Source organism: Pseudomonas mucidolens, from assembly GCF_900106045.1.
GTDB classification, from domain to species: Bacteria; Pseudomonadota; Gammaproteobacteria; order Pseudomonadales; family Pseudomonadaceae; genus Aquipseudomonas; species Aquipseudomonas mucidolens.
Genome location: NZ_LT629802.1, coordinates 3,451,623 through 3,476,452, shown reverse-complemented (window position 1 = coordinate 3,476,452; position 24,830 = coordinate 3,451,623). Strand labels below are relative to the sequence as shown.

Annotated in this window: 11 protein-coding genes and 8 pseudogenes; 14 read left to right on the top strand and 5 right to left on the bottom strand. The window is 53.8% G+C overall.

The genetic code is table 11. From position 1 onward, the window contains the following. Positions 1-17 precede the first annotated feature (17 nt). The 3 pseudogenes from BLU75_RS16000 to BLU75_RS15990 all read left to right on the top strand — a co-directional run. Positions 18-683: pseudogene (locus BLU75_RS16000) on the top strand (EAL domain-containing protein); the annotation flags it as partial. 255 nt (positions 684-938) lie between these two features. After that, positions 939-1,390: pseudogene (locus BLU75_RS15995) on the top strand (transposase); the annotation flags it as partial. A gap of 129 nt (positions 1,391-1,519) precedes the next feature. Beyond that, positions 1,520-2,238 (top strand): annotated as a pseudogene (locus BLU75_RS15990) (IS3 family transposase); the annotation flags it as partial. A gap of 1 nt (position 2,239) precedes the next feature. Here the strand turns inward: BLU75_RS15990 and BLU75_RS15985 are convergent. Further along, positions 2,240-3,102: pseudogene (locus tag BLU75_RS15985) on the bottom strand (IS3 family transposase); the annotation flags it as partial. A 145-nt stretch (positions 3,103-3,247) separates the two neighbouring features. Between BLU75_RS15985 and BLU75_RS15980 the strand changes: the two are divergent. The 10 genes and pseudogenes from BLU75_RS15980 to BLU75_RS28340 all read left to right on the top strand — a co-directional run. Further along, a complete protein-coding gene (locus tag BLU75_RS15980) occupies positions 3,248-4,582 on the top strand; it encodes an EAL domain-containing protein (RefSeq protein ID WP_084376923.1) in 1,335 nt (444 codons plus the stop codon). A 430-nt stretch (positions 4,583-5,012) separates the two neighbouring features. Next, positions 5,013-5,678 carry a response regulator transcription factor gene (locus BLU75_RS15975; protein ID WP_084376922.1) on the top strand — a complete coding sequence of 222 codons (666 nt, stop codon included), beginning with the start codon at positions 5,013-5,015 and terminating at the stop codon, positions 5,676-5,678. Positions 5,679-5,835: 157 nt separating this feature from the next. Beyond that, a complete protein-coding gene (locus BLU75_RS15970) occupies positions 5,836-6,501 on the top strand; it encodes a response regulator transcription factor (RefSeq protein WP_084376921.1) in 666 nt (221 codons plus the stop codon). Between the two features lie 131 nt (positions 6,502-6,632). After that, positions 6,633-8,891 carry an ATP-binding protein gene (locus BLU75_RS15965; protein ID WP_231982571.1) on the top strand — a complete coding sequence of 753 codons (2,259 nt, stop codon included), beginning with the start codon at positions 6,633-6,635 and terminating at the stop codon, positions 8,889-8,891. Between the two features lie 29 nt (positions 8,892-8,920). Next, on the top strand, positions 8,921-11,275 hold the full coding sequence (locus BLU75_RS15960) for an ATP-binding protein (protein ID WP_231982570.1): 2,355 nt from the start codon (positions 8,921-8,923) through the stop codon (positions 11,273-11,275). Positions 11,276-11,582: 307 nt separating this feature from the next. Continuing rightward, positions 11,583-12,125 (top strand): fimbrial protein, encoded by a 543-nt coding sequence (locus BLU75_RS15955; protein ID WP_084376918.1) that lies wholly within the window; start codon positions 11,583-11,585, stop codon positions 12,123-12,125. Positions 12,126-12,198: 73 nt separating this feature from the next. Then, positions 12,199-12,945, top strand: coding sequence for a fimbrial biogenesis chaperone (locus BLU75_RS15950; protein WP_084376916.1), 747 nt, complete (start codon positions 12,199-12,201; stop codon positions 12,943-12,945). 32 nt (positions 12,946-12,977) lie between these two features. Beyond that, entirely contained in the window at positions 12,978-15,575 is a 2,598-nt protein-coding gene (locus BLU75_RS15945) for a fimbria/pilus outer membrane usher protein (protein WP_084376914.1), read from the top strand. Further along, positions 15,572-16,708: a fimbrial protein gene (locus BLU75_RS15940; protein ID WP_084376913.1), complete on the top strand. Its 1,137-nt coding sequence runs from the start codon at positions 15,572-15,574 to the stop codon at positions 16,706-16,708. The genes BLU75_RS15945 and BLU75_RS15940 overlap by 4 nt, the downstream gene beginning before the upstream one ends. 1,323 nt (positions 16,709-18,031) lie before the next feature. Continuing rightward, positions 18,032-18,289 (top strand): annotated as a pseudogene (locus BLU75_RS28340) (protein kinase domain-containing protein); the annotation flags it as partial. A gap of 23 nt (positions 18,290-18,312) precedes the next feature. Here the strand turns inward: BLU75_RS28340 and BLU75_RS15925 are convergent. Then, a complete protein-coding gene (locus BLU75_RS15925) occupies positions 18,313-21,561 on the bottom strand; it encodes a hybrid sensor histidine kinase/response regulator (protein ID WP_084376910.1) in 3,249 nt (1,082 codons plus the stop codon). Positions 21,562-21,693: 132 nt separating this feature from the next. Here BLU75_RS15925 and BLU75_RS15920 point away from each other — a divergent pair. Further along, a pseudogene (locus tag BLU75_RS15920) lies at positions 21,694-21,935 on the top strand (fimbrial protein); the annotation flags it as partial. A 448-nt stretch (positions 21,936-22,383) separates the two neighbouring features. Here BLU75_RS15920 and BLU75_RS15915 read toward each other — a convergent pair. The 3 genes and pseudogenes from BLU75_RS15915 to BLU75_RS15905 all read right to left on the bottom strand — a co-directional run bounded on the left by BLU75_RS15915 (position 22,384) and on the right by BLU75_RS15905 (position 24,825). After that, complete coding sequence (locus tag BLU75_RS15915; RefSeq protein WP_084376908.1) at positions 22,384-23,028, bottom strand: response regulator; 645 nt, start codon at positions 23,026-23,028, stop codon at positions 22,384-22,386. A gap of 42 nt (positions 23,029-23,070) precedes the next feature. Beyond that, positions 23,071-23,719 (bottom strand): annotated as a pseudogene (locus tag BLU75_RS15910) (response regulator). A gap of 348 nt (positions 23,720-24,067) precedes the next feature. Next, positions 24,068-24,825: pseudogene (locus BLU75_RS15905) on the bottom strand (transposase). Positions 24,826-24,830: the final 5 nt, after the last annotated feature.

Below are 24,830 nucleotides of genomic sequence, written 5' to 3'. Positions count from 1 at the left end.
CCGCGTACAGGAGCATCATGACCCTTTCACCTACCGAACAAGAGCTACCGCAAGGTCTGCGCAATGGTCGGTTCAAATCGTACTTCCAGCCGCAACTCGAATTGGGCAGCGGAGCGGTGATTGGGTTTGAAGTGCTCGCACGCTGGCAGCATCCCGTACTGGGAGTGCTGCCTCCGTCGCACTTCTTTTCACGCCTTACGGCGTATGGAGTGCTGGATGAGCTGCTGTTTCAGCCGTTTCATGATGGTGCGATCTTGCTGCGGCTCCGGCACGTCCAGGAGGATCGATTCAATTTTTCACTCAACATTTTTCCCGAGCAACTAAGCCATCCACAGTTGCTTTCACGACTTCATTCGATGTTCAAGTGCTACGGCTTGAGTGGTGAGAGCCTGACGTTCGAGGTGCTCGAAATCGAACTTGTCCGTAAGCTCGACGGTTGCCTGGACAGCTGCGAGCAGCTGCGCAGGTTGGGCTGCGGCCTGTCCATGGACGACTTCGACAATGGTCTTTCTTCGTTACATCGCCTGTGCCAACTGCCGTTTACGGAGGTCAAGCTGGATTGCGAGTTTACTCGTTCAATTGAGGGCGAGCTGCGTAGTTGGGTCTTTATTGTCAAAACCGTGGTGCTGGGTGTCGCGTTGAATGTCTCGGTGGTGATCGAGGGCGTTGAAACCCGGGCTCAACGTGATGACTTGCTCGCGTTGGGAGGCAAATTGGCTCAAGGTTACCTTTGCAATCAACCCATGAGCCGCCAGACGCTATTGTCCTGGCTGTCTCGCAGAACGCCGTGGCCATTTGAAGTGTACGCTGGATTGGCTGACACGGTCGTTGCGCATCCTGATCGTCGACAACCGTTATCCGCACGGTCTGGACGTAGAGCAAAACTGAACTTGCTGGGCCACTGGTGGATTTTTCGTTGTCAATACGGGCATTTTTTTATGCGCTATATCCAAGGTGAAGATCGTACTCAAGGCACTCTATTTCCAGTTTCGCTGGATGAACTCATTCCGGAGACCATCTGGTTCGGGTGATCGAGGCCTATATTTCCCTGCTGGACCTGCAGCATCTGGGGTTCGACAAAGCCGTCCCGAAAGCAACCGGACGCCCCTCTTACCACCCCAGCGACTTGCTCAAACTCTACCTCTACGGCTATTTCCAACAGGTTCGTTCCTCCAGGCGGCTGGAGGCTGAGTGCCAGTGCGACGTCGAAGTCATGTGGCTGTTGGGGCGATTGGCTCCGGACTTTAAAACCATCGCTGATTTTCGCCGAGACAACAGCACAGCTTTTGTCGCAATGTGCCGTGCCTTTGTTCGCTTTTGTCGGGGCGCCGGCCTGATTGCTGGCGACTTGGTGGCTATCGATAGCAGCAAGGTCCAGGCTGTGGCTTCGAAAGGATCGTCCGGTGGACGGGAGGCTATCGCGCTACCCATATCTGATTTGTAACCAGCAGCGATTGTAGTGGTCTAATGATTCCGGACACTCATTTAGGCGAGAATGCTCGCCAGATCGAGGTGTCAGATGACCAAACAACGCCGCTCCTTTACTCCTGAATTCAAGCGCGAGGCCGCCGACCTCGTGCTCAAACAAAACTACAGCTACATCGAAGCCAGCCGTTCACTCGGCATTGGTGAGTCGGCATTGCGCCGCTGGGTTGACCAGATTCAGAAAGAACATAAAGGCATCACCCCGCAGAGCAAGGCGCTGATGCCGGAACAGCAAAAAATTCAGGAGCTGGAGGCCCGGATCGCTCGGCTTGAGCGAGAGAAATCCATATTAAAAAAGGCTACCGCGCTCTTGATGTCGGAAGATCACGAGCGTTCGCGCTGATTGACCAGTTGAGCGCCCATGAGCCGGTTGATTGGCTGTGCAAGGTGTTTGACGTCACTCGCTCGTGTTACTACGCCCAGCGCCTGCGGCGCCGCACGCCCGATGTTGAACGGCTTCGATTACGTAGTCGCGTCAGTGAGCTGTTCTCGCAAAGTCGCAGCTCTGCGGGCAGTCGTAGCATTCTGTCTCTGATGCGTGAAGACGGTGAGCAACTCGGTCGATTCAAAGTGCGTAGCTTGATGCGCGAGCTTGATTTAGTCAGCAAACAACCCGGCTCCCATGCCTACAAACGAGCAGCAGTAGAAAGACTGGATATCCCGAACACATTGAACCGCGAGTTCGACGTGCCAGAGCCCAATCAAGTCTGGTGCGGCGATATCACCTACATTTGGGCGCAAGGAAAGTGGCATGGCTGCCTTGGTCGGAATGAACCATCACCTCTTGCTTCGGTTTACGCCTCCAAACCGCCATCAATAACGCATCAATGGCCAAATCACTGGTCATTTGCGACTTCATTGAGCAACCAACGACCTGACGAGAAAACAGATCCAGCGCTACCGCCAAATACAACCAGCCTTCATATGTACGAATGTAGGTGATATCGGTGACCCAAACCTTGTTGGCTTCGACGACATCGAACTGGCGCTTTAGCAAATTGGGTGGGGCGACCGATGGCTTACCACCGTACTTTCCAGGGCGACGTCGATACCCTATCTGAGAACGCAGCCCTTCAAGACGCATCAGTCTCGCCACACGATGGCGACCACAGTCTTCACCGACCTCGCGCAGATCGTCATGGATTTTGCGATAGCCATAAACGCCGCCACTTTCCAGCTATGAATGCTTGATCAAACCCAGCAGTCGCTGGTCGTCTTTGGCGCGTGCAGATTGCGGCTCAGGCAACCAAGCGTAATAACCGCTGGGATGGACTTTAAGCGTCAGGCAAAGCCGTCGAATCGAATACTCGCCCGCGCGCTGCTTGATAAAGGCGTACTTCAGCCGCACTCCTTGGCAAAGTACGCGGCGGCCTTTTTTAATATGCCTCTCTCTTCAGTCACCCGCTTGAGTTCCGCTCGCAGACGACGCAGCTCAGCGTGCTGATCATCATCCTGCTGCCGTTCTTCTTGAGGTTTGCTGTAGCGCTTTATCCAAGCATAGAGGCTATGCGTCGACACGCTGAGACAAGCAGCTACATCAGCGACAGGCAGCTTCTTCTCGGTCACTTGATTGACCGCTTGGATTTTGAATTCTTCGGGGTAACACGGGTTGCTCATGGCACCTCCTAATTGGCCTCAGTTTAAGGCAAAGAGGTGTCTACGAAACCCGGGGCGATTCAACTTGCTTTTAGTCCCATTCCTATTTTTTTATTTTTTGATGCTGATAAGATTTTTTCTGAAATAGTATTGGGAAATTTCTATCATGATTTTAAATGTCGCTGTGCCTCACGAGTTTGATGCGCTACGCGTTATCACGTTGGCAACTGACACTATGTGTGCACATCGACTCGCCGGCGCGCTGAGTTGCTTGGGTATTACACCACTGACCAATGTCAAATCCTTGAGTGCAGTGACGGCCTGGCTATGTGAAAATCCGGTCGATGTGATTGTCTGCGAAATCAGGCCCAAATGCAGCGACGGACTGATGTTGCCAAGCCTGCTCAAGGAGCTGCGCGAGGTCGGCACCCTGACGCAGCTTCCCAGCATTTTTTGGACGGGGGAAACGACCTTGAATGCCCAGGTTTGCGTCGTTGATGAGACGCGATCACTCCTCAACGAGCGGCTAACCAATCAACTCTGGATCAAGCACGTAGGCGGGGTGGCCGTCAGTGCGCTGGAGTCTCACGCACGGTTGGCTCGGGCGGCAGGGGTTCAGGTGGCGATTCTGCGTGAGGGCGGCGGTTTGGAGCTGGACGATGCCTTGCGAGCTGTGATGTTGACTCGTGCTCAACCGGGGCCCAAGTTGCAAATGGCTACGTTCGACTCTCTGGCTGAGGATGAAGTGATCAACGCGCTGACCACGGGGGAAGGGCTGCGTTTTGTGTTCCAGCCGCAATTCGAATTGTTGACTCGGCGCGTCGTGGGGGCTGAGGCATTGGTGCGCTGGAAGCATCCACGCTTTGGCGAAATCCCTCCTTCAGTGCTGGTACCTCTGGTTAACCGGTTGGGCCTTGATCTGTTGTTGTTCAGCCTAGTGAAAATGTGGAGCATGAGGGCTATGACGGCGCTGAAACGTGAAAACATCCAGATTCCCATAGCGGTGAATGCGTCGGCAAAGACTATTTGCACGCCGCACTTCGCCGATCGGCTAGCGGCAGGCATGCATGAGGCCGGCTTGCCGACCCGGTTGCTGAAAATCGAACTTACTGAAGATGTGCCTGAGCCGGACGAGCTCTACCTTTCCGCTTCGTTGACGGCCATTCGTGCCAAGGGTTTTCAGGTGTCCTTGGATGATTTCGGTACCGGGGCGGCCACTATGAATCTGCTGGCGAACCTATCGTTCGATGAGATGAAAATCGACGGTTCGTTCGTCCGTGATGTTGAGCGGTATTCGTCGTCACGCAAGGTCATTACCGGCATCGTCAACTGGGCTGAATTGCTCAATCTAAGTCTGGTGGCCGAGGGAATTGAGGACGAATCTACGATCCCGTTGCTGCACCGTCTAGGGTGCCGTGTAGGGCAGGGCTATGCCTTGGCGCGCCCGATGGAAATTGATGCGTTCTTAAGTTTTTTGATCTCGCGGGAAAAGAGTTTATAAGGCGACCCCTCTCTTGGTTCGCTCGCTCCTATTTTTGTGTGGCCTATCCGCGCGTTTGCTCGGTTTTTCACAGTGTAGTGGCTAAACTTTTAGGAGTTTTCCGATGTTCATCAGCACGCTATTAAATTAAATTCCTAGTCGTGGGTTTTATTGGTTTATTTGCCGTTGATTCAATTCTCCTGTCCGTCCGTTATAGCGCGCCGGATGCCATTAGAGTCTATAAGTCTCATGGTCTGAGCATTTGCGTGGTTGGCTGAAAAGTTACTTTGTGTGCTTGGTAGTTGTTATGCTTACTCTTTGTAATGCGCGATTTTTCAGCTGCACGGATGTAATTGATATTGTTGTTTTGTCTTAAGTGACGACAACTTGCTAATGATGAAATGACTGTATTGTTCATCTATTGCTCGTTATGCAGAGTGCCTTGTGATTTATGAAACGTTTACAAATTGCTTTGTTGGATGATCATGCAATCGTGCGACATGGTTTGGTTAGTCGATTGGTACTGGAGCCTGATTTTGAAGTGGTCGGCGTCTACGCCAGCAGTCGAGAGCTGATGGCAGGGCTTGCGACTAATCCCGCGGAGGTGTTGCTACTGGATTTTGCTCTTGGGCCATACGAGTTGGACGGTGTGTCACTGATTCGGGCCTTGCGGGTAAAGTTTCCTAAATGCCGCATCCTAGTGTTTTCCACTCACCATGACGCAGCGACAGTGATATTGGCACTGCGTATCGGTGCCAGGGGGTTTCTCGGCAAGGGTGAAGGCATGTGCCAGTTGATCGACGCTGTTCGATTGGTTGCCTCGGGGGCGGTGTACCTGAGTCCAGACATGGCTTACAGGGTGGCGGAGGCTACTGCAGTGAATGATGGCGGTGAAGAAAAGAGTCGAGATCATGCGTTGCGCTTTGTCAGCCTGTCTGCCCGGGAGCAGGAGGTGATTCGATGTTTTCTGGCAGGTATGACCATCACCGACATTGCTGAGAAATTCAGTCGAAGCATCAAGACGATCAGTACCCAGAAGTCCTCGGCTTTTCGCAAGTTAGGGGTGATATCGAACAATGAGTTATTTCGGCTTAAACACATTATTGAAGGCGTTTGAGTCTGGGTGCCCTAATCTGTCGAGGGTCGTAAAAATAGTGAGAGTACGGCGTGTAACTCATCAGTTCTTGCATATACTCATCTGCATGCCGGGATTGATGGCTGATCCCTTTAGTTAGGCAGCGTCGTGTTCGCTGGGCAGAGTGGGTTAAATCACTGTGAAACCTATACGCATTGCTTTATTGGATGACCATGCTGTTGTTCGGCACGGACTTGCCAACACCCTGGCAGCCGAGGCGGGCTTTGAAGTGGTTGGCATTTATGAGCGAAGCCGCGACCTTATCAGCGGGTTACCCTCGGCCCCGGCGGATTTGCTGCTTCTGGATTTCTCCCTGAGTCCAGATGAGTTGGACGGTGTATCACTGATCCGTGCCTTGCGGGTCAAGTTTCCCAACTGCCATATCCTCGTATTGTCTGCGCACCATGATCCCGCGACGGTCGGGCTGGCTATGCGTGTCGGTGCGCGGGGGTTTGTCGGCAAGGGTGAGGACATGAGCCACTTGGTCCAGGCGATACGTAAAGTGGCATCGGGCGCGGTGTACCTGAGTACCTCTATGACCTATCGCCTGGCAGAAACGGTCACCAGTGATACTCGTAAGGACTCTGGCGAGACTCCGGACGCGTTGCTCCAGGCGGAGTTGACCAGTCGTGAACAGGAAGTCATTCGCTGTTATCTGGCGGGCATGACCGTGAGTGAAATTGCAGATAAATTCAATCGCAGCATCAAGACCATCAGCACTCAGAAAACCTCGGCGTTCCGTAAGCTTGGGGTCACGTCGAACAATGAGCTGTTCAAGCTCAATAAGATCATTAGCCCACCATGAAGCAATGCCTGCACTGGATCCTGTTGCTGTTGTCGCTGGTGGGTGGTGCTCCCCTCGTCCAGGCCACCTCGGTTGAACTGAGCCCTGAAGAGCGACAGTGGATTGCGTTGCATCCGGTGTTACGGGTAGGGGTGGTTGAAGACCTGATTCCCTTCGAGTATATGAAAGGCGGAATGTTGCATGGGCGGTCAATGCACTATCTGCAATTTTTGACGGCTGCCACGGGACTTCAGTTCATGTACGTGGTGGGAAAAAGGATTGATGTGCGCGAGCAAATGCTGCTGGACGGTCAGGTAGACATGCTGTCCTCCCACATGCGTTTGAGGTCTGAGCCCGTTAATCCCGACATTAAAAAGCTGATCTACCATACAACTTCGCCCATTATCGTGACTAGGATCGACAATCCCGACATTTTCGACCTCGAACAGCTGCAGGGTAAAACCGTAGTGATCCCTGATGTAGAGCGCTACGCGAAGATGTTCAGTACGCGTGAAATCCAAGCCAATCTCCTCAGAAATACTTCGGCCGTGGACATGCTCACCATGGTCCAGGATGGCAGGGCTGACGCGGTGGTGGCCACGGAAACCTTCCTGATGCCGTATCTGTACCGACGGTTTCAGGGGGTTCTGGAAGCCTCGGGTGTGGTCGGGAGTCAGATGCTGGATGTAGGTATAGCGGTCCGTGCAGACCAGACAATACTGATATCCATTCTTGAGAAAGTTCTGAAGTCGATTACTGCCGAAGAGCGCAAGGTCATCTATGAGCAGTGGTATCACGATCTGGATGTGGATGCTCCATCCCTGTCCAGCATCTCCGGCCATTACTTACATGCCCTGATCCTTTCAGCCCTGGCCTTGGCCGGGTTGTGTGCACTCGCCTATCTCGGTCATCGCCAGCGACATCGCGCGGTGCGTAGTGAACAAGAAAAAACCATGTTCCTGGCGGTCATGAGCCATGAAATACGCTCGCCGATGAATGCCGTGCTCGCGGCGATGGAGTTGCTGTGGCACACCCGACTCAATGAGCAGCAACGCCACTTTGCTCATTTGGCCAACAGCGGTGTCAATGCGTTGGTGCGCTTGCTTGATGATGGGCTGCACCTGTCCGATCCGGACGCTCGGCCGTTACGACTCACCATCGAGCCGACTGACGTTACCGCGCTGGTGGAAGGAGTGGTAGGTTTGCACCGTTTGCGTGCACGGGAAAAGCGCCTGAGCTTGACCCCGAATATCCAAGCGCAGTTGCCCCTGTTATTACTCGATAGTTCACGGTTGACGCAGATTTTTCACAACCTGCTTTCCAACGCCATCAAGTTCACCGATACCGGCGGTGTGGACATCAACGTACGCCTGTCTGCTTCGCAGGTTGACGTCCAGCAGTTGCAGATTGAGGTCCGGGATACCGGGATCGGTGTTGCCGAAGCCGTAAGCGCGACTTTATTTCGGCCCTATGCCCAGGCCAGCTACACCAATAATCAAGCGGGGGGGACCGGCCTCGGTCTGGTGATCTGCCAGCAACTGGTCAGTTTGATGGATGGCGTGTTGATGTTCAGTAGTGAGCAGGGAGTAGGCACTACAGTGACTATCAGTTTGCCTGCGACCACGGCACCTGAGCCTCTGGCACTACCTGAGACAGAGGCTGCACCAGCACAGATGGCCGACAGCAGCCTGCAGATTCTGATCGTGGAAGATACCTTGGCCAACCAAGAGGTATTGCGGGCGCAGATCAGCGGCTTCGGCTGTCGGCCTGCGGTGGCTGGCGATGCCGCCCAAGCCAGTGCTTTGTTTGGGGAGAGTGCTTACGATCTAATTCTCATGGACTGTGATCTGCCGGATCAAGATGGCTACAGCCTGGTCCGCGAGCTACGGGTATTTGAATTGCAGTTGGGGCGCACGCGCTGCCCGATCATTGCTATCTCCGCCTTAACCGGCGATCAGCACCTTCAGCGCTGCCTCGACGCCGGGATGGATGCAGTATTGAGCAAGCCCATACGCCTTGGGCAGTTGGGTGAGGTCATTGAGCGCTGGTGCGGCGTCAAACTGGCAGCTCCCAGTGCGAGTTTGATGGCCCCAACCCTGGATCAAGCTGCGATTAACCGGGAAATGGCCAGTGATCTTGGGAGCCTGATCAAGGCTTTGGCGCTGTGTGATCGTCCTTCTGCGCTGCACGTTGCCCACCGGTTGCACGGCGCGGCATTGATCATGGAATGGTCGGCTTTGGGCCTGGCGGCAGAGCATATGGAGCGACTGCTGCGCGGGGGGGAGGGTTGGGACGATCCCGTCTACGGGCAATCCCTGCAAGTACTGGTTCAGCACTGGCAAGCCTTAAGCGGTGATACGCTGCTTTATGTGCTGCCGGTAGTACGGGCACATCGGATGGAGCCGCTGTGAGCGGCAAATTGCAGCGTTTGCTGCTGGCATTGGTCCTGCTGGGCCAGCTGGGTGGGGCTGGAGCAGAAGACAGCCCACCGCTGATGGAGTTGACACAAGAGGAGTTGGATTGGATCAGAACCAATCCGGTGCTGCATGTCGGGGTGTTTGACGACTTGTTGCCTTTCGAATACATCGGCGGTGATCAATTGCGGGGGTTGTCGGCCAAGTACTTGCAACTGATAACGCGGCGCACAGGCCTGCACTTCAAGCCTGTGATTACCACCACCCGTAGCGACCGCAAAGACATGCTGATTAACGGTGAAGTCGATATATTGTCCACTCGACGAAAGTCTGACGACCCAGTTCAGGACCGTGGAATGCTCTACACTCTGCCTTACAGCAGCAGTTCGACCATTCTCGTCAGCCGCTTTGACGGTCTACCTTTCGCAGACTTGGAACATCTCGCCGGGAAGCGCCTGGTGATGCTGGGGCGTGAAGGTTACTCCTCGTTCCTGAGCAAGACCGTTCCGGGTATCACGATCATCGCAGCCCAGAACGCGGTCGACATGATGGCGATGGTCAAGGACGGCCGTGTCGACGCGGCCATTGCTTCCGAATGGTTACTCATTCCGTACTTGTCTCGCCAGTATCAGGGGGTATTGCAGATTTCCGGCGTAGTGCCCCAGTTGCATACCGGTGTAAGCATGGCGGTACGTGAGGAGGATGTAATCCTGTTCTCCATTCTGCAGAAAATATTGGCTTCCATCACCGGAGAAGAGCGCAAGGCGATCTATGACGCATGGCTTGCCGACATGAACGTGGATATCCCGACCATCAAGGCCATTGCCAAACATTACGATGGCGAGTTGTGGCTGTTGCTGGCCGTTGTGCTGTTGCTAGTCATGCTGGTTTGGCAAAGTTGGGTTCAGCGTCGCCGTGCTGTGCATCGCGAGAGGGAGAAGGCGATGTTCCTTGCGGTCATGAGCCACGAAATTCGCTCGCCTATGAATGCGGTGCTGGCTGCTGTCGAGTTGTTGGAGCACACACCTCTCGACGAACAACAACGACACTTTACTGATCTCGCCAATAATGGCGCCAATACGTTGTTGCGTTTGGTGGATGATGTGCTGGACATCTCCAAGATGGAGGCTGGGCAGTTCAAGCTCAATCCAGGGGCGGTGGATCTCTGGGCGTTGGCTCAACAAGTGGTGGATGATCACCAGCCGAATGCCGAGGAAAAAGGTCTAGAGCTGACGTTGACCGGTGAGAGATTCACCACTCCCATGATGCTGGACGAGCTGCGTTTGGCTCAGGTTTTGCGCAACCTGATTTCCAATGCTATCAAGTTCACCGAAAACGGTCAGGTAGAAGTGCAGTTGCAGATGCTTGAGGGGCATTCGGGTGGCGTCAGGTATGTGCTGATTCGGGTTATTGACAGCGGTATTGGTTTGTCCGAACAGGCGCGGCTCTCGCTGTTCCGGCCTTATGCCCGAGCCCAGCACTCTTACAAACGCACTGGCGGTACGGGTCTGGGCCTGGTGATCTGCCGGCGGTTGGTGAGGTTGATGCATGGAGAGCTGGCGCTCACGAGCACGTTGGGAGTCGGCACCCGGGTAGACGTGACGATACCCATCAAGTGGGCCTCGGTCCCAGACTCGCCTTCACAGGTTGGGGCAGCGGTAGCCGCACCAGCGGATATTGAAGTGGCGGGAAAAGGTTTACAGGTGCTGGTGGTGGAAGGCTCGCCGGCTAATCAGCACGTGTTGCTGGACCAACTGCGTAGTCTTGGCTGCGTGGCCCTGCTGGCGGTTGATGCTAATCAGGGGTTAGCGATCTTCGATGAGCACAGGGTTGATATGGTGCTGATGAGCTGTGACTTGCCAGATGACGATGGCTACAGTCTGGCCGGCGCCCTTCGTGAACTGGAGTACGAGCAGCAACGGCGGTACTGTCCGATTGTTGCTATGTCACAAGTCGCCAGCAACGAACAGCTCGAGCGTTGTTTTGATGCAGGAATAGATGGCTTGCTGAACCGACCCGTCAGTCAGGTCAAACTGCAGCAGATGATTGAACTTTGGTGTGACGTATCCCAGGTACCCGAGCTGCAACCGCAGGCTGAGCAGAAGCCGGAAGGGGAGGGGGAATATGCTGGGCTTCGCAAAAACCTCAGTAGCCTGATTGAAGCAATCGCCTTGCGTGATCGCAGCCAGGCATTGCATGCACTGCATCGATTGCACTGCGCGGCGTTGGCTGTCGGTTGGGCGGATATCACGATCCCGGTTGAAGTGATCGAGCAGTTGTTGAGCGATGATGTGAATTGGCCCGCTGAGGCTATCGCAGATCGCCTTAACATTCTGCTCAAGCAGTGGGCTGACTTTCTCTGTGGTGCTCAGGCGAGCTGATTTACTTGCACGTCCAGCAACTATGCTGTCGGCAATTTAAAAACCTTTCTTTTGGCTAAATTGAGTTTTTAGGAGCGCTCCTATTGCAGGTTTGCTCGAGGAGTTGTTAGTTAATAGAATAATAAATTGAAATGGTAGATTCATGAGTTGCTCAGCTTTGGTTGGTTGTGGTTTTTTGGTTTTTAGGAGCACTCCTATATTACATATGTTGTAGGCCTCTTAAACTTCACCCCGCAACAAAGCAGGAGCGCTCCGCATAAGGAAGCTCCACAATTTAATGTAAAACATTGCTTTCTTGGAGTTACTCATGAATTACAAAGCCCGCGTCCTTGCTCTACTGGTCGCTGCTACCGCCACCTCTGCCGCGATGGCTTCGGACGGCACAATCAACTTTAACGGCGAATTGAAAGCCGAAACCTGTAAGGTTGCTGTGAACGGTGCTGGCGCAAGTGGTACGGTCGTTACGTTGCCAACGTTGTCTACCTCGGTGCTGGCTACAGCTGGCCAGGTTGCGGGCCAGACCGGTTTCAATATCCAGTTGAGCGATTGCTCCGCTGCGCTCAAAACAGCATCCGCGTTCTTTGAGGCCGGTGGTACTGTTGATCCGAAAAACGGCAATCTGAGGAGCTCGGGTAGCGCTACCAACGTTCAATTGCAATTGGTCGATGCTACTAACGGCGAAGCTATCAAAGCCGGTGACACTGGGCAGGTTGCTTCCACTAGCCGCATTGATATTGACGAAGCATCTTTGACTGCAGACCTGCCATACGCTGTTCAGTACTTCGCTGAAGCCGCTACTGGCCCAGGTACCGTTATTAGCAACGTGACTTACTCCATTAATTATCAGTAAGTCGCAACTAATGGATACACGCTCTGCTCCATTTGGGACAGGGCGTGCTTTCAGGCGGCGATGGGATGACGTAATGCTTCGCACACTTCCATTCAAGCAACTGCTTCTGGCAGGTTTTACAGCGCTGGTATGTTTTCAGGCGTCTGCTGGTGTGGTGATTACGGGGACCCGGTTGATCTACCCAGCGGATCAGAAGGAAATCACCGTAAAGCTCAACAATAACGGTACACAACCTGCGTTGACGCAGTCGTGGATCGATACCGGTAGCGTGGAGTCCACACCTACCAGTTCCAAGGCTCCATTCTTGCTCTCGCCACCCGTGGCACGGATTGATCCCGCCAAAGGGCAAACCCTTCGGGTGCTGTTCACTGGCGCCCCATTAGCCCAAGACAAGGAGTCGGTGTTCTGGCTCAACGTGCTGGAAATTCCGCCCAAGCCTCAAGTGGCTGGAGACCTCAACATCCTGCAGATGGCTTTTCGGTCGCGAATCAAGTTGTTCTATCGCCCAGTAGGGTTGCCGGGCACTGCCACCGAAGCAATTGAGCAGATGCAGTGGCAGTTGGTTCCTTCCCGTAATGGGCAAGGCTTGGCTTTGCAGGCGTTCAACCCGTCGGCGTTCCACGTCTCGCTGATTGAGCTGGATCTGGTGGTGGGTGCCCAGCGTACCCGTAGCGAGGATGGCATGGTCGCTCCGGGTGAAACCCGGCAGTTTTTGCTACCAGCGCTCAAAGCCCGGCCTGTCGGCGCTGCCCAGGTTGAGTTCAACGCCATCAATGATTACGGCGCTCTGGTCCCAGCCCGCAAAACACTCAAGCCCTGATTAATCACTGACGATTTACGCGCGAGTTAATTATGCAGACCTCTTCCCGCTCCAGATTGTTTCTGGGGGCGCAGCCTCGCTTCGCCTTGAATCCGCTGACGACCTTGATTCTCAAGGTGCTGGCTATTGCTCCAGGTGTGTGGAGTGTGCAGAGCGCGCTGGCGCAAGAGGTGCAGTTCAACGATGCGTTTCTGCCTGAAGATTCACGTAATCTTGACCTCGGTGCGTATCAGAGCGGCAACCCGGTGATGCCTGGGCAGTATCGCGCGGACGTGATACTCAACGGTCAACTGAACAGTCGCCAGGACATTCGCATCGAGGCTCAACCCGATGGTAGCAACCCCGTGGTCTGCATGAGCCGTGGGCTGCTGGAGCGTCAGGGCGTGAAAATGTCCAGCTTGTCACCCGAGGCTGGTCTGGCCCTAGACAGCCAGGATTGCGCGGCATTGGGAAGTTTGATCCCGGGCGCCACTGTGAGTTTTTCACCCGAGAACCAGGCCCTCGACCTCAGTATTCCCCAAGCGGCGCTCAAGCGTAATGCGCGGGGCTATGTCAGTCCGGAGTTGTGGGATCGCGGTGTGACCGCTGGAATGCTCAGCTACAACTTCAGCGGCAACCGCAACCGTACCCGCGCCGGCAACTATGACTCGGCCTACCTGGGGCTCAATGCAGGCCTCAACCTGGGCGATTGGCGCCTTCGCCACAACGCCTCGATGAGTTGGCAGTCACGCCAGGGCAATAAGTACCAGGCCCTGGACAGTTACGCACAACGCGATATCACCTCGCTGAAAAGCCAGTTGACAGTGGGTGAGTCCAACACTACGGGCGAGATCTTTGACACCTTGTCTTATCGCGGAGTGCAATTGGCCAGCGACGACCGCATGCTGCCCGATTCGATGCGCGGTTACGCCCCGGTGATTCGCGGCATTGCCCGTACCAACGCGCGGGTGACCATTCGCCAGGCTGGCAACGTGCTGTTGGAAACCACCGTGGCCCCTGGCGCTTTTGTAATCGACGACTTGTATTCCACCGGCTATGGCGGCGACTTAAACGTGACCGTTGCCGAAGCGGACGGCACCGAACAGAGCTTCATCGTGCCGTACGCTTCGGTCAGCCAACTGCTGCGTCCCGGCACCTCACGTTTCAGCCTGACCGCAGGTGAAACCCGCAACAACTTTATCGACGATCAGACTCGCCTGCTGCAAGGTACGCTGCAATATGGCCTGAACAACACCTTCACCGGCTTTGGTGGTGTGCAATCGAGTGACGATTACATGTCGGTACTCGCCGGCGTGGCTTTTGGCACACCCATTGGCGCCATGGCTGTGGACGTGACCCACGCCCAGACCGATCTGGCGAGTGGTTCTGCCAAAGGGCAGAGCATGCGCCTGTCCTACAACAAAAATGTACTCAGCACCGGCAGTAACTTTTCAGTAGCGGCCTACCGGTTTTCAACCCCTGATTACCTGGACTTCAGTAACGCAGTGCAACTGCTGAGTGCCGAGAAAAATGGCTGGGACTCCAGCGTGTTTGGGCGCCCTCGCAGTCGTTTGTCGGTCACGGCAGACCAGAGCCTGGGGCCGTGGGGCCAGGTAGCGATCAGCGGTTATGCACAGAACTACTGGAACCTGCCAGGCAGCGATGTGCAGTACCAATTCAGTTACAGCAAGCAGTTCAACCGTGTGAGTTTCAGCTTGAATGCCAACCGCAGCCGCATCGGCCTGGGCGACATGGAAAATAGTTTTTTGCTGACCATGAGCATGCCCCTGGAGTTCGGCGCTTCAGGCTTTGGCCCACAAGTAACGGCTCAAGTTGGCCGAGATACTCAAGGCAACTTCAATGAGCAGGCAGGTATCAGCGGTACCGCTGGTGAAGACCGTCAATATGGCTACGGCGCCACCTTCGCTCATGACGGTGCCAGCAACAGCAAAAGTGCCTCGCTGAACGGCCAATACACTGGTGCCCGCGCCATGCTCAGTGCTGCGTTGGGGCGTGGCGATGGCTATACCAGCACGTCACTGGGGGCCAGCGGCACGGTGGTTGCGCATGCCGATGGCGTGACAATGACACCTTATCGTGGTGAGACCATGGCAATCGTCAGCGCACTCGGTGCCGAGGGGGCCAAAGTGGCCGGCTATCCGGGGCTCAAGCTCGATGGCAGTGGCAATGCCGTAGTGCCGTACCTGCGCCCTTATGAACTGAACGAAGTGGCGATCGACCCGATTGGCAGCTCGCTGGACGTCGAACTCAACGAAACCAGCCAACAGGTGGCGCCGCGTGCTGGTGCCGTCGTACACCTCAAATACACTACCAACCAGGGCCGTGCCGTACTGCTCAATGTACGCCTGGACGATGGCAGCAGTCTGCCTTTTGGTGCAGGCGTGACGGATGGCGACGGGGCCTCGGTGGGCATGGTCGGGCAGGGTGGCCTGCTCTATGCGCGGATCAAGCCCGAAACCCGCCAGTTGCTGATCAACTGGGGTAGCAAGACCCATCAACAGTGCGCACTGATGATTCCTCCTGGCCCTGGCGAGGGACAGCAATTGCAGCAAGTGGACGCCGTTTGCGCGGCCGGTAAACAGGTCGCAGACAACGCGCGGTCCAACAACATGCAAAAGGTACCGTTATGAAACTTGGCTCTTTGATCAGCTCAGTGTTGCTATCTGCTGCACTGTGGGCTTCGGCCGACAGTGCCATGGCGCTCACCTGTACCTACTTGGATGGCATTCATCCGCCAAATGGTTCTATGCCGCTGCAGATATCAGCGATCAACGTCGGGCGCGATGTGCCAGTCGGCACTGAGGTTTATCGCCAGACATTCAAAATCGCTTCGGGCCAGGCACCGACGGCAGAGTGCCTATACGCGCCGCTTCAGATGTGGACCGAGATGAGTGTAGATTCCTCTTATAGCTTGACCAATTGGTCCAGTGGGAAGTATGCCAACAAAGTTTACAGAACCAGTATTCAGGGGCTAGGGGTCGCCTTCGACAGTTCGGGCGGCCCGTTGCCAAGGAAGACCACTGCGCGGCCGGCTACATTATGTACCACGGGCTACAGATGTCTTGTACCCATGAATGGTCCTTCCAACTTTGAGTTGGTCTTGATCAAAATTGGCGATGTGACTCCGGGCGTGCTCAGGGGTGGTGATTTGCCGTCGACGAGCCTGCATGCCAACTTCAGGGGGGGCAATACGGTCAGGCTGCTGGGGTTCAAAATGGGAATCTCGGGAAGCCTCCAAATTGTCTCGCGCACTTGCAGTACGCCGGATGTGTCTGTGCCCATGGGAACGCACCAAACCAAGACATTTACCGGGCGCAACAGCGCCACTGGCTGGAAGGATTTTTCCATTGCCTTGAACAACTGCCCGGCGTTTCACGGTACATACAGCACGAACGCTCCAGGCTGGACTTCGCAGAGCGGCAATAATCCTAGCGGCATCGGTACCAGTGGATCCCGAAACAACAACAGCTTGCAATTTCGTATTGACCCGGCCAGGACAGCGATTACTCCTGGTACTGGAGTGATGACCCTCGACCCGAGCGCTGCGGGTAGTGCACCTGCCGCCACCGGCGTCGGTTTACAGATTGCCACGCCTAATGGAGTCGGTTTGCCCCTGGCAACGAACCGAAGTAGTGGGCTCAACCTGTTAACCACCGAGGGTAGTTATACCATTCCACTGAAGGCCCGCTACCTGCAGACCGGGAGCAGCGTGACACCCGGACCGGCCAATGCCTCGGCGACGTTCACGATTATTTACCAGTGATTGTTTAAGACAACGGGGAAGCGCAGCCTGATATCCACTTGGTACGTTGAGGATTTCAGTACTGCAAGTTCAGAATGATCTGATTGGATTTTTCATCTTTTCAGATAAAAATCGGCTCTGTCAGCTTGCCACCCACTCAAATGCAGCCTAGGTGTGATGATGGATACTTTACGCGAGATTCAAACGTTACAACTTCGATTGATCGAGTCAGCTTCGGTGAGCGAAAACTGCGCATCTGACTTATTGAGTCTGATACGTAAGCTAACGGCCGCGGAGGCTAGCAGTGTAATTAACATGATCACCTTGCTACAAAACGAGGCAAATTTTTTACGCAAATTTTCGCAAGAAATGACCTCTTTACGCATGACTAAATAACATCCTCACGAGAAAAATTTACAAACCTTTGGGGGGGGCGTGGTCCAGTTGTCATAAACTGGAGAAAAGTCTGAGATCGTCAACCGCCGTGATGTAGTGGCCGAGCGAATATCTAATCCCCTAAATGTATCTGGCGGTTGAAGCACAGCGAAGAGATCGTCGAAAAATCAGATTCGATTTATTTTATTTCGAAAGACTTTTTTTCTGCGATTATTGGGGGAATGTCCACGTTAGAGATTTCGCTGGCTGAATAAACACTAATGTCCATGTTTTTTTCATTTGATAGTGATGCTCGCAAGGTTTAAAATAGAGTTTTTTGAGACCCGAGAGCATCATGTTGTTATCGTAGTAAAGTAGTGCTGAGTCGTAGTTGCCAGATTTTTCTTTATATACTTTTTATCCATCGCTGGAAGATATTTAGGTGGATATTGGTCTTCGATGTTTTGCCTATTGATTGAATAGTTAAAAACCGCTGTTGCCATGCACACAACTTCAAGTTTGCTTACGTCTACCAGGCTTGATGATGGATTTTTCCTTGCCTGTGGTTCGTAACGCTTTCCTCTGTAGCCTGGACCGGTGCCCTCAACGGCTCCCGCCGTATCTGTGCCCAGGTACCATCCAGTTGTGGTCCCTTAGATACCTTCAGGAGCATTGCCCATGAATTCACCACGGTGTGCACAGGTCCCTGCGCTGTCGCAGTTGACGTTCCTTCTTCCATTTACACGCTGCAAAGTTTTGTTGCCGTTCTGATCTACATAGACGCGATTTATTGAAGAGGGCGAGTAGGGGATGGAGCAATCAATATGCTTGATTGCGAGGATAGGCATTTCATGGCTTGGCTGCTCTGAGTAGCGCCTCTAACTGCCCTGCTTCGCGGGCAATAGCCGGGCTCGGAAAACGGCTGTCTTGCTCAGTTGCAGCCGGCTAGGGAAGTGAAAGGCTAGGTAGATGTTATGCCCGAACACAAAGTTTCTGACCGTCTCCGGCTCGCTTCCCTGCGAGACCGCCTCAATAGCTATGTCGAGCGTCTGCATTGCCCGCACCGCAATGGCTACACCCGCCGCAGTCGCCGCAGTCGCCTCAACCCCCAGCTATGCAGCACCCGAAATCCTCGAAGGTAAACCGTTGACCCGCACGGCAGACGTGTACGCGCTCCGCTGTCTGCTCTATGAACTGGCGAGCGGTAATCCCCCTACAATCGAATGCTTGCGACCGAAGCCCACGAACGCCTACTGTCGAGAAAGCAACTCGCCCTCGGCCATTCTGGATATGGCTGTATGCAGACGTTCTAACAACATGCTTATCCTGCGAATGGAGACTGTATTCAAGGGGGCATGCAGCAAGGCTATTTCGCACTCATTACACGCCGCCGCCAGATTGACTGCACACACTGTGGCCAGTGAACCATTCATGCGGTGCAAGTGGCTGACCAGTGTCGATGTGTTGGAGGCCTTTAAAGCCTGTTCGGCCCGAGTCAGGTCCTCTTGCATGGTCGTGATGAACAGGCGATGCATGGCAGGCGAAAGCGTGATCCATCCCTCAAGATCGTCAGTTTTCAACGCCGAAGTTTCAGTCTTGAATGTCGACGAGTCGACCTGCTGTGATTGCGGGCAGTAGTCTGACAAGGTCTGGTGCAGTGTTTTCAGGCTTAAGGGTTTGACCAGCCATGCGGTCATTCCTGCCTCGAGACACTGTTCGCCCTCTTCACGCATGGCATTGGCGGTCACGCCTATAATAGGTACATCTGGATCAACTTCACGTAAGCGGCGGGTTAGTTGATAACCGTCAAGCTTAGGCATATTGACGTCGGTAATAACCAGGTCGAACGAACCGTCACCCCAGCGCAACAGTGCTTGTTCACCATCTTCTGCCAGCGTAACCCGAACGCCTAAAGTGCAGAGTTGCTCCTTGAGGATCTCTCGGTTGATGGGATTGTCTTCTGCCACCAAGGCGCTCAATGCCATTCCTGCAACGGGCCCTGGTGCACCGTCGGTCACCTCTGGCGCAGTTCCTCGAGCCACTTGCATCAAGGCCCTGGCAATGGCTCGAATGTCATAGGCGTTGACCTCCCAACCGCGTACCGTTTTTAGAGGATGACTGCTACCCGATTCAGTCGCGATCACATGCTTGCCCTGCCATTCTCGGGCCTGGACTGGAACAGGATCGATATCCAGAAGTATTGCATTGCTGTTTTCAATGTCTGAAACCGGCAATGTCTGGGCCCGTGCGCCCCAACGTGCCAACCATTCAATCAGGCTCTGTTCGACATCTTTCAGTGGGGCGCGAACAAAGATGTTCATGCCTTCAAGGTCAATATCGGTACTGTTTGCCAGCGAGCCGGCAATGGTGGGTAGGCGTATATGCAATGAGAAACTGCTGCCCAACCCGGGTTCGCTGACCACTCGCAAGTTCGCGCCCATCATTTCACTCAGTCGAGAGCAAATAGATAAGCCGAGCCCGGCACCACCTGTACGCTCGCTGTTTCCTACCTGGGAAAAAGGTTTGAACAGGTGCGAGAGTTGCTGTTCGCTGATCCCGATACCGGTATCTGAAACCTGCCACTGCAATGACACATGGTCGTGTTCGATGTCTGTCACTCTAAGCCTGAAGGTGATATGGCCTGAGTCGGTGAATTTAATTGCGTTACTCAGCAGATTATTAATGACTTGCCGTATCCGAACGGCGTCTCCGTACAAGAGCGGCGGTAAGGTCGCATCCGCACAGGCAAATATCTTTAAACCCTTATTGTTTGCGGCGGCCGAATAACTGCGGACGGTGTCTTCAAATACATCCAGAGGAGAGAACGTTTTGGCTTCTACCGCCATTTGTCCAGACTCTATCTTGGACACATCCAGTACATCGCTGATCAGCTGAAACAGGACCGCTGACGAACGCTGAATGGTTTGTAGGTACTCGTGCTGGCGTCCGTCAAGAGAGGTGAGCTCCAATAATTCAAGATTGCCAAGGACACCATATAAAGGCGTACGAATTTCATGGCTCATGGTGGCCAGAAACATGGTTTTGGCTTTGTTGGCTTCATCTGCCGAGCGCCGCGCCTGCTCCAACATGTTGGAGTCATCCACTCGGCGAGTGATGTCGTTGAAACCACAGAGCACCACATCTTCCCCCTGGTAGCGGGTGAATGCGAAACAGGCCTGAAGATGACGACCTGCCACCTCAAGCTGCACTTCACCCGGTACGAGCTCGGGGTAGTCACGCTTCAGTAATGCAATCAGCTCAGGCGTGCCCTGCCATTGTTGTGCTCGCTGGTTCTCCAGCAATATCGTTTCGGTACTGCGTTGAACCACACATAAACCAACGGGCGCGCTATCCAGCATGACTCGATTGAATTCTTCGCTTTCAGCTAAGGACTGGCTGGACCGCTGGGCGGGCTCGATAATGTGCACCCGATACCAACGGTTGAGGCGCCAGCCGATAAGCATAAATAGCAGGAGCAGGCCGGTAGCAGCCATTAATGGTCGTTTGGCATAACCTAAGAATTGCTGATAACTGATTGCGTATAGACCGATCCATGGATCCGTTCCTCCGGAGCTCAACTTAAAGCGCAAGCCATCGCGGGTAAAACTCAACCCTAGCGGCAGTACTTCCACATCCCGATTCTCCCCGAACAGGACGTCACCGGTCGGTGAGATCAACGTCAGGCGACTATTGGTGGGGCGCATCAACAAGCGTTCAAGGTCATTGATATCACTGACATCCACCAATGCTGTGAGGATCACCGAACCGCCGTCATCAGGCGCAGGTACAAAGCCAGAGGAAAGATCGACGCCAATGGCGCCCACAATGTATCTACGTTTTTGGATAAGCCCAAGCGGGCCTCTCATCCAGAACAGTTGACTGTTTTTTAGCCTATGACGCTGGGCTAGAAGCTCATCGTACAAACGCTTGGTGACATCAAAAAAATTGTTTTTGAGCAACACCGGGTACTGCCGGTTGCCATCAATTCCAGGCACGGCAATGGTGAACTGGTCGGTGGGAGAGAAGACAAACACTTGCGGTGCCGAGTAATAGGCGTCGGACCAGTAAGCGGTGAAAAGGTCAGTTAACTGGGCTCCAAACGAGTAGGTCCCCTGCATTTCGTTGAGGTTGAATTTATCTCGCTGGCTCACAGTAAATGGCAGTGATTTGGCTCTATTACGGCTCTGAAACAAGCGCTCATCACCTTGGCGCATGAGCTCGACATGTGAGTACGGCTTGCTGTCCAGCGACAAAATTTCGTTGGGCTTGCCAAAGCTCTCGGCGGCACTTCGTAAAAAAACGGCATGCTCATGAATACTTTCCATCAAGCGTGCGAAGTGGAAGTTCGTCTTTTCGCTTTCTTCCTGCAACACCCGGTTAACAGCCCAATAGCTCATGCTCACCAGCAACAGGGCAAGGCCGGTTAGCAGGAGCAACAGCTTGTTGAGTCTGAGTGAGCTCAGTGCCAATACACCGAGACGTACCTTTGCTTGCTTCATGGTTGGGTACCGTCCCAGGGAGGGTCTGAAATAAACAGCTACTTTAACAGGCAGGCTGTTTGAGGTTTAAAAAAGCCGATTTAACCAAGCAGTCAGATATTTCCTGCTCAGCATTAACTGTTTTTGCGAAATAGCCTAAAGAAGTCGGTTGATATGAGCCCGGTTCTGCTTGGTATCGCTGACGTTGCCAGCACCGTAGGTGCTGTCGCCGGTTCCACGCCGTTCTCGATTTCTCTGGAGAACTGCAGCGATTTGCCCCTGAAAAATGCTCCCATCAATTCAACGGCCAACAAGCTGACACTGATGCAAGCATCTTGGGCATGACCGGTGACAACCAGGTGTCCGGCATCGGCATTCAAACCCATGACGCGCGTATGCCGAAGACACTACTCAGTTAGAGATCATTGGAGCTCAGATTACACCACCGTGCACGGCCAGTTTTCCAGCCTCACAGAGTATCGATATCTCCAAAGTGAACCTGAATTCGCTGAGGTCAGGATATTTCTGAGCAGACTGATGTTGTCCTGACCTTTCAGTGCATCAAAGGTCATCAGCTCAATGTGCGCTTTAGTGCTAACAATGGTTCTTTTGACAGCAGTACCTTGCGTCCAACGCTGGACAAGTCGCGCTTGAAAACCCATCTGAGCGACACGAGCAGTACCCTCAAAGTGGGGGGCTGAGCTTTCCTCTCGAGGACACGTCGCTAAAGCTCGCGTTATCCGTCAGACCGGTCAAGACTGGGGATGAGCTGCCCGCTATCGGCAGTTACAGTTCAACGCTGCTGATGGAGATTACGTATATGTTACTCAGTAGGCGAACCTGTCAGGCGAACAGATTGGCCTTGATACACAGAATCAGCAGCGCCTGATCACTGTCGACATCGAGTTTGCGCATCCCCGAGATCTTTAGTGTGCTAATGGTTTTAACGCTGCGATTCAGATTTTGCGCAATATCACTCACGCTCATACCTGAGGCGAACAGACGCAAGACTTCAAACTCCTTGACCGTTAACTGGCTGAGTTTTTGCGAAAAGCCATGATCGTCTTCAGCTGGTATTCCGTCCAGTGAGTCGTACTGGTAGTGACCTTCACGGTAGAACGCATCCAATGCCTCCAGAATTTTTTCCAAGCCGGCGTTCTTGGAAATTACCCCGCTGATACCTAGTTCATACAACCAGGTCAAAATCTGCGGGTTTGAAATTGCCGTAAGAATTAGCACCCGAGGCCTTGGGAAGCGCCGTCGCAGGTACTCCACCAGGCGAGATCCATCGCCGTATTGTTCGTCTCCCGGCATGTTGTAGTCGGTGATGATCACGTCAGGACTAAGCTGCGACACTTTGCTGATCAATTCAGACGAATTCATTGCCGTGCCTACGACCTTGAAGCGTGGGTCGCGTTCAATGATTTCATGTACGCCCATCAGCACAATCGGGTGATCGTCAGCCAGTAACACTTTCATTTGCGGCATGAGGAGGCTCCGGACCTGAAAAACAGCTTGAAGGAAATACACCTACTCAAAGGGGGTGGCCTTGATGCAATAGGTGAGTAAAGCATGGTCATTAAGCACTTCCAGCTTGCGCATCGCGGATATTTTTTGGGCGCTCACGGTTTTAACGCTGCGATTCAACTGACGGGCAATATCACTCACGCTGCTCCCCGCCACAAACAGTCGTAAGACCTCGATTTCGCGTGGGGAAAGATTGAAGAAACGTTCGTCGATGACCATCGGATTTGTGATCACCGAGGTGGCTTTAACAGACGGTGCTGTATACGTCCGATTATTGGCCAGTGCGTTCAGCGCCTTGCCGATTTCTTGATGGATATGGTTTTTTGTGATAACGCCCACGACGCCCATTTCCAATAAACGCGAAATGATCAGGTGATTACTTTCCACCGTGAGCACGAGGATTTTCACCGCGGGGAAATGTACGGTGATGTGTTCGATCAATTGCAGCCCGTCTCCATACATCTCATCCCCCCGGCATATTGAAATCGGTAATCACCAAGTCAGGTTGATGCAACGCTAACAGCTCAACCAACGGCGACGACCCTATCGCTTCACCGACCAGGTTGAAGCACTCATCGCGTTGAATCACTTCCCGAAGGCCCAGCAAAACCACCGGATGATCGTCAGCAATCACTACCTTTAATTCGCGCATTATCAGACTCCAGATTGATGACGACTGATGAGCGATGACGTTTTTTCTCTATCAGCGTGCCGAGAAACGAACTCAATACTAATGGGTACACTCTGCGCCTCCGCCCAGTCAACCGTACGAACAGGGAACAGCACTTGAACACAAGGAAAATACACAGGGCAGGGAGGAGGAAACCCTCGCATACGCGGGAAGAAGCGCCCCTTGGACCCGATATTTAAGAGTCGATGGGGTTGCAGCCCTAGGGACGTTCCGATCAACTTGCTGCAACTGCGCGGCAAGTTGAAAATCCCGTGCCGTTCGGAGCTATTACTCGCGAAACGTCCCCGTGGGTTAGCCCATTTCTCCGTGTTACACGCGTAGATCGCCCATCCCCATCAGCTGTTTTCGAGCCATCCACAGGTTTGATAGAGCGAACAGCGTGGTCAACCGTGACCCGTGTCTGGGCTTTGAAGTACTCAATTTTGCGCTTGCCTTTATAAAGCACTCTGCGCTTACTCAGCCTGGAGTAGGTGCTGCCTCGAGCTGCGATCTACCCAACCACCTCCCGACTCTCATGATCTTCGAGCTTTTCGACACCGGTGTAGCCCGAATCGGCATAGGCCGCGCTTTCTTCGTTTGGTACATCACGCGGATCGCGTTTGCCCTCTTCGTTTTTGGTCGTACTGAACGCGTGAATAGTCGTCGCATCAACGATGGTGCCCTGGCGCAGGCTAAGACCTTTTTCCTGCAAATAACCGTTGATGACGGCAAGGATCGCAGGGGCCAACTTATGCTTCTCCAGTAGGTGCCGCAAGTTCAAGATCGTGGTGTCTTCCGGGATCGGCGCGCTCAGCGTCAGCTGTGCGAACTGGTGCATGGGTGTGATTTCATACAGCGCTTCTTCCATAGCTGGATCGCTCAGGGAGAACCAGTTCTGTGACAGGTGAATGCGCAGCATAGTTTCCAACGGATAGGGTACCACCGCGGGCCCTCGGGTAATACGCTTCCATCAGCTTCAGCAAACCGCTCCAGGGCACGACATGATCCATCTCGGCGAGAAACCGTTCGCGGCGAGTTTGCTTACGTTTGCCGGCGTATTCGAAGTCGGAAAAGCTCATCTGGCTCATGAAGG

What these genes read in the sequence shown, in the direction of transcription:
- BLU75_RS15980 (WP_084376923.1), top strand. Translation starts at nt 3,248, where the DNA reads ATGATTTTAAATGTCGCTGTGCCTCACGAGTTTGATGCGCTACGCGTT.
- BLU75_RS15975 (WP_084376922.1), top strand. Translation starts at nt 5,013, where the DNA reads ATGAAACGTTTACAAATTGCTTTGTTGGATGATCATGCAATCGTGCGA.
- BLU75_RS15955 (WP_084376918.1), top strand. Translation starts at nt 11,583, where the DNA reads ATGAATTACAAAGCCCGCGTCCTTGCTCTACTGGTCGCTGCTACCGCC.
- BLU75_RS15950 (WP_084376916.1), top strand. Translation starts at nt 12,199, where the DNA reads ATGCTTCGCACACTTCCATTCAAGCAACTGCTTCTGGCAGGTTTTACA.
- BLU75_RS15945 (WP_084376914.1), top strand. Translation starts at nt 12,978, where the DNA reads ATGCAGACCTCTTCCCGCTCCAGATTGTTTCTGGGGGCGCAGCCTCGC.
- BLU75_RS15940 (WP_084376913.1), top strand. Translation starts at nt 15,572, where the DNA reads ATGAAACTTGGCTCTTTGATCAGCTCAGTGTTGCTATCTGCTGCACTG.
- BLU75_RS15925 (WP_084376910.1), bottom strand. Translation starts at nt 21,561, where the DNA reads ATGAAGCAAGCAAAGGTACGTCTCGGTGTATTGGCACTGAGCTCACTC.
- BLU75_RS15915 (WP_084376908.1), bottom strand. Translation starts at nt 23,028, where the DNA reads ATGCCGCAAATGAAAGTGTTACTGGCTGACGATCACCCGATTGTGCTG.